Here is an 8,804-nt window from a genome sequence, read left to right as displayed (position 1 = left end):
CCACTTCCGCTCCCGCTCCTGCGGGTCGCGCAAATTCTGGAAGGACTTTTGCATATGACTTCCTCCAATATGACCGCATGGGCCGGTCGCCGCTGAAAAGAGGACGGGAGAAGATGTGGAAGGCATCAGGCGGCGCCCCGCTTCTCGTCGCTGTCGACATCTGTGACCGCGTCGCCCGAACCTCCTGCGATCCCGCTGCGGCGAGCGGCCTCAGGGATCTGGACAAAGGAGAACAGCTTTTTCGGCGGGGGCTCGCGGCCGACCTCAACGGCCAGGGCACAGAAGGCGTCGTAATACTTCGCCGGGAAGGCGCCTGCGGCCAGGTGCGAGTGTATCGTCGTGTACTTCGCACCGAGACGCTGCGCGACCGCGCGGCATCCACCCAAGGCCTGTATGAACTCTCGAATATCGCACATGGCCCCACCATCGATCCGAATTTATCGGATTGTCAAGTGGCCTTGATAATTTCCCACACCCTCCGCGGTCAGAGTAAACAGTCATATGGGGTGCGAGAGCGTTGAGAGCCGCGAACAACTGACCCTTCTGGGCGACACAAGCCCGGAAGCGATCTCGCTTCGTTTGCGTGCGGCGCGCGAGGCAGCGGGCTATGCGCAGCAGAAGGACTTTGCGGCTGAGGCGGGGCTTTCTGCCACCACCTACAACAGCCAGGAGAAGCGCGGAGCGCCTTCAATTCCAGTTATGAAGATCCTTTATCGGCGCCACAGGATCGACTTCAACTTCGTTCTGCACGGTGATTTCGCCCAGCTTCCTGGCGATGTCCAAGAGCGACTATTCGAGGCTCTCGCCGCCGCCAAGCGGTAGTCGGATCGAGTATCCAGTTGAGATTGATGCCGCGCCTTCGCGCGAATATCAGCAGACGAATCATCAGTTAGTCCTCGGCTTTTCCTACGCGCTTGCGCGCGCTCAAGGGGGGATTTGGACAGCCGAAGGTGGTCGCGCCGCACACTTCGGCCGACCCTCTGATACGAATTTTTCGGTCCGCCGACTAGACAGATCCGAATTTTTCGGATTACGATGCCTCATCGAAACCATCGATGGAGGCACTCCCAGATGATCCGCTTGAACCCCAAAACCATCCTGACCGCGACCGCGCTTGCCCTTCTGGCCGCGCCCGCGCTCGCCGCTGTCAACGCCACCGAGGATCTGTCGGCAATCCGCCAGCCCTCGGCCGATGGCGCGGACTGCTTTGCCGCCATCACGGGCACCAACGCCTTCCAGCGCACCCACGCCCCGGGCTGCATCTATTACCGCGCGCCCACCGGCACCGACCCGAAGGAGGTCGAGGCCGCCGATCCCGAGCCCGCCGACCCGAGCGAGGCCGAAGGCGACGACAGCGAGAACGCCGGTCTCTGAGCATCGGTGCGGGCCGCGCGTCGGCCCTCATCCCATGCCCAGACCCGGAGGACATCATGCCCCGCATGCCCCAAATCCCCGACCTTCCCGCAACCTACGGCTTCGGCACCTGGCGCGACGCGCTGCTGGGCGCCCTGATCAGCCTTGCCTTCATCGGCTCGGCCTGGGGCGGGCTCACGCTGGCCAGGATCGCGGAGGCCAGCCTCTGATGGCCGCGATCCTCGCCATTGCCCCGCAGATCGCCGACCGCCTCGCCGCCGAGGCCGCTGCCGCCCGCATGGAGGCCCAGACCGCCCGCGTCGCCGCCAAATCGAGCGCGCGCGACGGCAAGCCGCTGCTCGCCCGCGCCGCCTTCGCCCGGGCCGAGCGGTTGCAGGGCCGCGCCAGCACGCTCAGCGGCCTGGCCGGAACAGGCCCGGGCAGGCGGTGCCGCATGAGCCTCATCGACGCCATCGCTCCGCCACCCGACGCGCTGGCCGCCTTTGTCGCCGAATGGCAGGGCGCCGCTCCCGAGGTGCAGCTGGCGGCGATCCGCGGCGCGCTTCGCCGCCACGGGCTCGAAATCCCAGCGCTGCCCGGGCGGGTGGCCTTCTACGAGATCCAGCTTTTCGGGCTGACCGCCACCGGACGCGACGAGGCCGAGGCCGCCCAAAACTGGATGAAGGCGGCCACTCGCCTCTTTCCCTTCGATTGACATCACAAGGATAGCACCATGGCAGACGAAACCACCGCCCCCGACACTGAACCGGAATGGATCCTGAAATTCACGCTGAGAGGAGGCGACACCGTCGAATGGATCGCGGCAAAAGCGGCCGTCCTCGGCGTCCTGGAAGAGTTGCAGAAGCACGAAAGCGAATTTGGCAAGGTGGGCTGGCTCCACTTCCCAAGGGGCGCAGTCAACATGACCGAGGTTCAGGCGGTCACGACCTCGCCCAAGCCTTCCGAGACCAAGCCCGCCTCGCGGGCCCGCATCATTTGGTGCTGATGAAAATGGCGGCCCCGTTACGCATCCTGATCGGCTGCGAGACCTCGGGCGTGATGCGCCGGGCCTTCGCCGCGCGCGGGCACGATGTCTGGTCCTGCGACCTGCTGCCCGCCGAGGATGCCACCAACCGGCACATGATCTGCGATATCCGCGAGGTGCTGGATCTGGGCTGGGACCTGCTCGCGGTGATGCACCCGCCCTGCACCCGGCTCTGCAATTCGGGCGTCCGCTGGCTGCATGTGCCGCCGACCAACGCCCCGGCCGAGGCGCGTCCCGACGAGCGCGCCGCCTGGCCGAACCTGCACGAAGAGGCCCGCCGTGCCATCATGTGGCGATTGCTTGACGAGGGTGCCGCGCTCTTCTCGGCCTGCTGGCGCGCCCCGATCCCGCGCGTCGCGGTCGAGAACCCGGTGATGCACCCGCATGGCCGCGCCCGCTTGCCCGCCGATCTGCCGAAACCGCAGATCGTCCAGCCCTGGTGGTTCGGCGAGCCCTTCTTCAAGGCCACGGGGCTTCACCTGCGCGGCCTCGCGCCGCTGAGCGCCACCGACCGCCTGAGCCCGCCCGCGCCCGGCACCGAAGCGCACAAGCGCTGGAGCGCGGTCCACCGGGCCCCGCCCGGCCCCGACCGCTGGAAGATCCGCAGCCGCACCTTCGAGGGCCTCGCCGCCGCCGCGGCCAGCCAATGGGGCGGCGATGCAAGACAGGAGGCCGCGTGATGTCAGAGACCACCCCCGACCGGATCGAGGAGATCGAGAGCCTCGCCCGGCACAATTGCGACGAGCTCGCGGGGCTGACCGCCGAGTTCGCCGAGCTGCAGGCCCGCGTCGACAAGCTGGAAGGCGGGACCGAGGCACCGCCCCGTCCGACCTGCCCGCGATGCGCGGAAACAGGCCAATTGCAGCCGACAGGGTCTTCTGCAGGCTGCGGCGATCTTTGGGAAAAGGAGAAAGAGTGATGGGCGCGCCCCGTTTCACCGAGGCCGAGCTGCGCCGGGCCGTCAACGTGGCGCGCGCCGCCGGGGCCGATATCGAGATCACCCGGGGCACGATCAGGATCCTTGCCGGTCCGTCCCGCCTGCCCGTATCCTTCGAAGAGATCGACGGGGACGAGGCACAATGCGACGCGGCCTTCGGGGGACCACGGTGACCCTCACGAACCTCATGCCGGTCCGGCGCGGCAACCGCACCGATTGGTATTTCCGAAAGAAGGGGCAGAAGCTGATTCGGCTCCCGGACCTGCCGCACGACCATCCCGATTTTCTGGCCGCCTATGCCGCAGCGAGAAAGGCCGCCGAGGCCGCGACGCGCCCCCTGCGCCTGCCGCCCGGCACCGTGGGGGCCCTGATCGAGGCGACGGTGCACTCCGACCGGTTCCTGTCGCGCAGCGCCGTCTACCGGGCAACCCTGCGCCGCCATTTCGAGGCCATCCGCCGAGACGGGGGCGAGGCACCGGCCAAGGGTCTCAGGGATCGCCATATCCGCGCCAATGTCGCGACGGCCGAGAGCCCGGTCGACCGGCGCAAGGCCTGGCGATTCCTTTGCGCGTTCGGCGTGGATGCGGGCCTGCTTGAAACCGACCCCTCGCTCACCGTGACCCTGCCCCGTGCCCCCAAGACAATCGGGCACCCGGCCTGGACCGCCGCCGATATCGACGCCTTCCGCACCCGCTGGCCCATCGGCACCAGCAAGCGCGCCGCCTTCGAGCTGCTGCACTGGACCGGATTTCGGATTGGCGATGCGGTGATGATCGGCCCGGGCCATGTGGATCGCGCCGGGGTCCTGATCTACACCCAAAGCAAGGTGAAACAGCCCGCCTTCGTGCCCTGGACCGCCAGACTGCCCGTCTATGCCGAAGGCTATGCCGGGGACCGGGAGGCGATGCACGACGCGCTGGCCGCGCTCAATTCACGCCACATGACGTTCCTCGCGACGGCCGCGGGCGCCCCGAGATCCGAAAAGGGCCTCGGCAACATGATCCGGGCCGCGGCGGCGGAAGCTGGCATCGAGAAAAGCGCCCATGGGCTTCGCAAGACCCGCGGCGTTGCCCTCGCCGAGGCGGGCGCGTCGGCGCACCAGATCATGTCCTGGCTGGGCCATCAGACCCTCAAGGAAGCCGAACACTATACCCGCCAGGCGAGTCGGCGACGGGCCGTCATGGGGGAAGAACAAGAACAGAACGTTGCAACGCCTGCCGCGCAAGTTGCAACATTTCCGAAAAAGTCGTGAGTTCTCAGTTGGTTATTTGGGAAGTGGCGCGCTGGGGAGGATTCGAACCCCCGACCCCTTGATTCGTAGTCAAGTACTCTATCCAACTGAGCTACCAGCGCGTGGGAGGCTCATGTAACGCCGTTCGGAGGGGGGTGCAAGGGGCAAACCGACCGAAAGGGCGCAGTTTTTTTCGCCGACGACCGGCAGGTCGTCAGCCGGGCAGATCGCCCTCGCCCGGCAAGGCCGCCGCAGCCTTCGGCAGGCGGATCTCGAAGGCGGTGCCGGAGGCGTCGCTGCGGCGCAGATGAAGCGCGCCGCCATGGCCGCGAACCAGCTCCATCGCGATCGCGAGGCCCAGACCCGTGCCGTCCTTCCGTGTGCCGCCATGGAACGGCTGGAACAGATGCTCGCGCGCCTTGGGCGGTAGGCCCGGACCGGTATCGGTGACCTTTATCACCCAATCCTCTTCGGTCTCGTCAGCGCGGATGCCGATCTCGCCGGGTTTGCCCGACGCCACGATGGCCTGGCGGGAGTTGCGCACCAGATTGGTCAGCACCCGCAGCAGCTGTTCGACATCGGCGCGCAGCGTCAGACCGGCCGGCACATCCTCGGAAAAGCTGATGTCGTAGTCGCCCGCCGCCAGCCGCTCGCCGTCGACGACCTCGTTGATGATGGGCGCCAGCGCCACCCGTTCGAGCCGGGGCGGCGGCTCCTGTGCGCGCCCGAAGGCCAGCGTCGCCTCGCACAGATGCACTGCGCGGCTGATCGCGCCGACGATCTTGGGCGCGGCGCGCTTGACCGCCGGATCGTCGCTGAGCTCCATCCGGTCGGCGAAAAGCTGGGCCGTGGTCAGGATGTTGCGCAGATCGTGGCTGATCTTGGCGACGGCCGCGCCCAGCTGCGCCAGCCGGTCCTTCTGGCGCAGCGCGCCGGTCAGCTCTTCCTGCAGGGCCCGCAGCGCGGTCTCGGCCTCGTTCAGCTCGCGCACCCGGGCCGAGGGGGTGATGATCCGCCGGTTGTCCTCGGGGGCCTCGGCATAGACCAGCATCGCCCGCACCACGCGCCGGATCGGCACCACCAGAAGCCGCCGCGCCGCCAGGAACAGCAGCAGCGCCGACAGCACCGAGATCACCGCCGACAGCACCAGAATCCTGAGACCGTAGTCGATCATCGCCTTGCGCAGTTCGGCCGTGCTCATCGTGACCTCGATCAGCAGGCCCGCGCGCTGGACCGGCTGCCCGATCACCCGGATCACCCGGGTCTTGGGGTCGACCAGCCGGATCAACGCATCGGGGATGAGGTCGAACACGCCCGCCTCGCGCAGATCGAAGCTGCGATAGACCGGTTCGGGAATCGGCGAGGACAGGACCAGCTCGCGCGCCTGGTCGCGGCGCAGCACGACGTTGTAGACGCCCGCATTCTGCAGCAATTCGCGTTCGAGCTCGTCGCTGATCATGCCGTCGCTGGCCAGCAGCGCGAGCGAGGCGATCTGCGACCGTTCCAGCCGCGCCAGCAGGAAATCGACGCGAAACCGGGCAACCGACGGCACGAAGATCAGGACCTCGGCCAGCATGACGAAGACGATCGTCAAAAGCAGGAAGCGTCCCGACAGGGAATTGAGAAACATGTGCCTCGCCCTCGCCCCGGCCGGGCATCAGGGCAGCAGGCGCTGAATCGCCCTCACCCCCCGCTTGACCCAGGGATTCTCGAACAGTTTTGGGGAAAAATAGGCGCCCGCTGCCCGCTTGTTAAGCTCACCCAGTGTCGGATAGGGCGCAACCATGCCGGTCATGGCGGTCATCCGCTGACCGCTGGCGATGGCAAGGGCCCAGGGGGAGACCAGTTCGCCGGCCTCGGCGCCGACCAGGGTCACGCCCAGCGGACGGCCGCGATGGACCACGACCTTGACGAATCCCTCGGTGCGGCCGCTGGCCACGGCGCGGTCATTCCCGGCGTAATCGGCCCGCACCACATCGATCGCATCGCCATGGGCGGCACGGGCCTCGGCCTCGGTCGGGCCGATCTGCGCCAGTTCGGGGTCGCAATAGGTGACGCGCGGGATGTGGCCGGTCCGGGCCCGGGCGGGCAGACCGAACAGGATCGGCCGGATCACGACGCCCGCGTGATAGCCCGCCAGATGAGTGAACTGCCCCTGCCCCGCGGCATCGCCGATGGCATAGATCCGGCGGTTGGTGCTGCGCAGGCCGACACCGACCCGGATTCCCCGGGCATCGGTCTCGACCTCCGCCGCGGACAGGTTCAGCCTGTCGAGCGCCGGACGGCGGCCCGCCGCGATCAACAGGTGGCTGCCCTTAATCGTGCCTCCCTCGGTCTGCGCCGAGATCGCTCCCGGCCCGCCCGAGACGCGCCGCAACTCGGTATCTTCAAGGACCTCGACCCCTTCGGAGCGGAGCCGGTCCAGAACGAGCGCCGCAGCCTCGGGGTCTTCGCGCCCAAGCGCCTTGCGGCCTTCGATCACCGTCACCGGCACACCCAGCCGGGCATGGGCCTGGGCCATCTCGATGCCGACCGGCCCGCCGCCCAGGATCAACAGGCGGTCGGGGCGCTCGCGCAGGTCGAACAGGGTCTCGTTGGTCAAGTAGGGCACCTCGTCGAGGCCGAGGATCGGCGGGATCGAGGGCCGCGAGCCGGTGGCGACGACGAAGCGGCGGGCACGGATCACCTCCCCCCCCGCCTCGAGCTCGCGCGGCGAGAGAAACCGCGCCCAGTCGCGGATCACCCGCACCCCGAGCCCCTCGAACCGCTCGACGCTGTCATGGGGGGCGATGGCGGCGATGGCGGCATGCACATGCGCCATCACCGCGGCATGATCGATCCGGGGCGCGGTCCCGGCGATGCCGCAACCGCCCGTCCGCGTCATCTGGGCCTGGGCCGCAGCCGCGATCAGGGCTTTCGACGGCACGCAGCCATAGTTCAGGCAGTCGCCGCCCATCTTGTGGCCTTCGATCAGCACGACGCGCGCGCCCATCTGCACCGCGCCAGCCGCCAGCGACAGCCCGGCGGACCCCGCCCCGATGATGCAAAGATCGGTCTTCGTCGGTGCCATCGGCCTAGCGCCTCCGCCGCAGGGCCCGGAGCACGATGGGCAGCGCGGCCAGCGCCGCGAGCCCCAGAAGCGGCCCCAGCACCTGCGGCTCGAAGACGATCCCCAGATCGGGCCGCTCGCCCCGGGCGAAGACCTCGCCCAGCCCGGCGCCGACCCAGGTGTAGACCAGCGCCCCCGGCATGATCCCGAAGAAGGTGGTGACGGCAAAGCGCCCGGCCGAAACGCCCACCAGCGCGGGCAAGAGGTTCGCAACGAAGAAGGGCACGGCTGGCACCAAGCGGATCAGGAAGAGGACAGACAGCTCGTTCTCGCGCAGCCCCTCGCGGAGCGCGGCCACGCGGCCCTCACTGGCATCGAGCCGGGCCGCGAGCCTGTCGCCGAGGCCCCAGCGTGCCGCAAGGAAGATCAGCACCGCGCCAAGCGTCGCGGCGGTCACGTTGAAGAGCACGCCCGGGAAGACCCCGAACAGGAAGCCGCCCGCCAGCGTCGCCACCGTCGCCCCGGGTAGCGAGAAGGCCACGATTGCGACATAGGCCAGCATGAAGCCCAGCGCCGCCCCGGCATAATTCGCATCGCGCAGCGCGATCAGCGCCTCGCGATGGGCGGCGAGCGCCTCGAAACCGAGCTGGTCGCGCAGGGTCAGCGCGCCGACAACCGCCACCGCGGCAATCGCGATCAGCGGCAGGTGGCGGGCTCGGGTCGGCCGGGTCTGGGGCGTCTCGGTCGTCTCGGTCATGATCCTCTGGGCCGCTCTGGCGGAGAATGAAGGGTGGGATGCGTCCCTGAACAAGATGCATGGACCCTGCCGCCCTGCACAGGCCGTTCACGCCGCATTGATCGTCGGTGACCGGCCCCTTCGGAGCCACTTGCGCGGTGCGGACGCAGCCGATTGCAACATTTCCCGCGCGGGACGAATTGACTTGCCCGCGCCAAGCCCCTAAAGGACGGGCTTCGAACACCATGGGGCCTTCGAATCCGCACGCGGTTTGGGTCCATCTCGACGGAGCGACGCGCGATGAAACGCACCTATCAACCTTCGAACCTGGTCCGCAAGAAGCGTCACGGCTTCCGGGCCCGCATGGCCACCAAGAGCGGCCAGAAGATCCTGAACGCCCGCCGTGCCCGTGGCCGCAAGCGTCTGTGCGCCTGAGACCACGCCTGACGGCGA

14 protein-coding genes and 1 tRNA gene are annotated in these 8,804 nt (G+C 68.3%); 10 read left to right on the top strand and 5 right to left on the bottom strand.

The features are described from left to right. Window positions 1-125 precede the first annotated feature (125 nt). A complete protein-coding gene (locus BYZ73_RS18940; protein ID WP_075787370.1) occupies window positions 126-416 on the bottom strand; it encodes a hypothetical protein in 291 nt (96 codons plus the stop codon). An 85-nt stretch (window positions 417-501) separates the two neighbouring features. Here BYZ73_RS18940 and BYZ73_RS18935 point away from each other — a divergent pair, with 85 nt between their 5' ends. The 9 genes from BYZ73_RS18935 (at window position 502) to BYZ73_RS18900 (ending at window position 4,587) form a co-directional block, all read left to right on the top strand. Beyond that, the gene (locus tag BYZ73_RS18935; RefSeq protein ID WP_112317266.1) at window positions 502-822 is read left to right on the top strand and encodes a helix-turn-helix domain-containing protein; all 321 of its coding nucleotides are present in this window, start codon (window positions 502-504) and stop codon (window positions 820-822) included. Window positions 823-1,071: 249 nt separating this feature from the next. Continuing rightward, window positions 1,072-1,374, top strand: a complete 303-nt coding sequence (locus tag BYZ73_RS22470) for a hypothetical protein (RefSeq protein WP_146746331.1) — start codon at window positions 1,072-1,074, stop codon at window positions 1,372-1,374. 65 nt (window positions 1,375-1,439) lie between these two features. Then, window positions 1,440-1,583 (top strand): hypothetical protein, encoded by a 144-nt coding sequence (locus BYZ73_RS22870; RefSeq protein ID WP_181498107.1) that lies wholly within the window; start codon window positions 1,440-1,442, stop codon window positions 1,581-1,583. Then, window positions 1,583-2,068, top strand: a complete 486-nt coding sequence (locus BYZ73_RS18925) for a hypothetical protein (RefSeq protein ID WP_112317264.1) — start codon at window positions 1,583-1,585, stop codon at window positions 2,066-2,068. Before BYZ73_RS22870 ends, BYZ73_RS18925 begins: the two co-directional genes overlap by 1 nt. 18 nt (window positions 2,069-2,086) lie before the next feature. Further along, on the top strand, window positions 2,087-2,359 hold the full coding sequence (locus BYZ73_RS18920) for a hypothetical protein (RefSeq protein WP_112317263.1): 273 nt from the start codon (window positions 2,087-2,089) through the stop codon (window positions 2,357-2,359). 5 nt (window positions 2,360-2,364) lie between these two features. Then, window positions 2,365-3,078 carry a hypothetical protein gene (locus BYZ73_RS18915; protein ID WP_112317268.1) on the top strand — a complete coding sequence of 238 codons (714 nt, stop codon included), beginning with the start codon at window positions 2,365-2,367 and terminating at the stop codon, window positions 3,076-3,078. Further along, window positions 3,078-3,317 (top strand): hypothetical protein, encoded by a 240-nt coding sequence (locus BYZ73_RS18910; RefSeq protein WP_112317262.1) that lies wholly within the window; start codon window positions 3,078-3,080, stop codon window positions 3,315-3,317. Before BYZ73_RS18915 ends, BYZ73_RS18910 begins: the two co-directional genes overlap by 1 nt. Next, the gene (locus BYZ73_RS18905; protein WP_042456697.1) at window positions 3,317-3,508 is read left to right on the top strand and encodes a hypothetical protein; all 192 of its coding nucleotides are present in this window, start codon (window positions 3,317-3,319) and stop codon (window positions 3,506-3,508) included. Before BYZ73_RS18910 ends, BYZ73_RS18905 begins: the two co-directional genes overlap by 1 nt. Further along, complete coding sequence (locus BYZ73_RS18900; protein ID WP_245943233.1) at window positions 3,505-4,587, top strand: tyrosine-type recombinase/integrase; 1,083 nt, start codon at window positions 3,505-3,507, stop codon at window positions 4,585-4,587. The genes BYZ73_RS18905 and BYZ73_RS18900 overlap by 4 nt, the downstream gene beginning before the upstream one ends. A 24-nt stretch (window positions 4,588-4,611) precedes the next feature. Here BYZ73_RS18900 and BYZ73_RS18895 read toward each other — a convergent pair. The 4 genes from BYZ73_RS18895 to BYZ73_RS18880 form a co-directional block, all read right to left on the bottom strand. Further along, window positions 4,612-4,688: transfer RNA gene (locus tag BYZ73_RS18895), tRNA-Arg, on the bottom strand. A gap of 92 nt (window positions 4,689-4,780) precedes the next feature. Further along, on the bottom strand, window positions 4,781-6,196 hold the full coding sequence (locus BYZ73_RS18890) for a sensor histidine kinase (protein ID WP_112317260.1): 1,416 nt from the start codon (window positions 6,194-6,196) through the stop codon (window positions 4,781-4,783). Between the two features lie 27 nt (window positions 6,197-6,223). After that, on the bottom strand, window positions 6,224-7,636 hold the full coding sequence (locus BYZ73_RS18885) for a dihydrolipoyl dehydrogenase family protein (RefSeq protein ID WP_112317259.1): 1,413 nt from the start codon (window positions 7,634-7,636) through the stop codon (window positions 6,224-6,226). Between the two features lie 4 nt (window positions 7,637-7,640). Then, window positions 7,641-8,372, bottom strand: coding sequence for a TVP38/TMEM64 family protein (locus BYZ73_RS18880; RefSeq protein WP_112317258.1), 732 nt, complete (start codon window positions 8,370-8,372; stop codon window positions 7,641-7,643). 279 nt (window positions 8,373-8,651) lie between these two features. Between BYZ73_RS18880 and rpmH the strand changes: the two genes are divergently transcribed. After that, complete coding sequence (gene rpmH, locus BYZ73_RS18875) at window positions 8,652-8,786, top strand: 50S ribosomal protein L34 (protein WP_108028798.1); 135 nt, start codon at window positions 8,652-8,654, stop codon at window positions 8,784-8,786. Window positions 8,787-8,804 lie beyond the last annotated feature (18 nt).

This window comes from Rhodovulum viride, assembly GCF_003265965.1.
GTDB lineage: Bacteria > Pseudomonadota > Alphaproteobacteria > Rhodobacterales > Rhodobacteraceae > Rhodovulum > Rhodovulum kholense.
Note: the sequence above shows the minus strand (reverse complement) of the source record. Positions and strands in the feature narration are given on the sequence as shown.

Coding starts and splice junctions, on each gene's coding strand:
- BYZ73_RS18940 (WP_075787370.1), bottom strand. CDS start 416: ATGTGCGATATTCGAGAGTTCATACAGGCCTTGGGTGGATGCCGCGCG.
- BYZ73_RS22870 (WP_181498107.1), top strand. CDS start 1,440: ATGCCCCAAATCCCCGACCTTCCCGCAACCTACGGCTTCGGCACCTGG.
- BYZ73_RS18935 (WP_112317266.1), top strand. CDS start 502: ATGGGGTGCGAGAGCGTTGAGAGCCGCGAACAACTGACCCTTCTGGGC.
- rpmH (WP_108028798.1), top strand. CDS start 8,652: ATGAAACGCACCTATCAACCTTCGAACCTGGTCCGCAAGAAGCGTCAC.
- BYZ73_RS22470 (WP_146746331.1), top strand. CDS start 1,072: ATGATCCGCTTGAACCCCAAAACCATCCTGACCGCGACCGCGCTTGCC.
- BYZ73_RS18910 (WP_112317262.1), top strand. CDS start 3,078: ATGTCAGAGACCACCCCCGACCGGATCGAGGAGATCGAGAGCCTCGCC.
- BYZ73_RS18920 (WP_112317263.1), top strand. CDS start 2,087: ATGGCAGACGAAACCACCGCCCCCGACACTGAACCGGAATGGATCCTG.
- BYZ73_RS18905 (WP_042456697.1), top strand. CDS start 3,317: ATGGGCGCGCCCCGTTTCACCGAGGCCGAGCTGCGCCGGGCCGTCAAC.
- BYZ73_RS18915 (WP_112317268.1), top strand. CDS start 2,365: ATGGCGGCCCCGTTACGCATCCTGATCGGCTGCGAGACCTCGGGCGTG.
- BYZ73_RS18880 (WP_112317258.1), bottom strand. CDS start 8,372: ATGACCGAGACGACCGAGACGCCCCAGACCCGGCCGACCCGAGCCCGC.
- BYZ73_RS18925 (WP_112317264.1), top strand. CDS start 1,583: ATGGCCGCGATCCTCGCCATTGCCCCGCAGATCGCCGACCGCCTCGCC.
- BYZ73_RS18890 (WP_112317260.1), bottom strand. CDS start 6,196: ATGTTTCTCAATTCCCTGTCGGGACGCTTCCTGCTTTTGACGATCGTC.
- BYZ73_RS18885 (WP_112317259.1), bottom strand. CDS start 7,636: ATGGCACCGACGAAGACCGATCTTTGCATCATCGGGGCGGGGTCCGCC.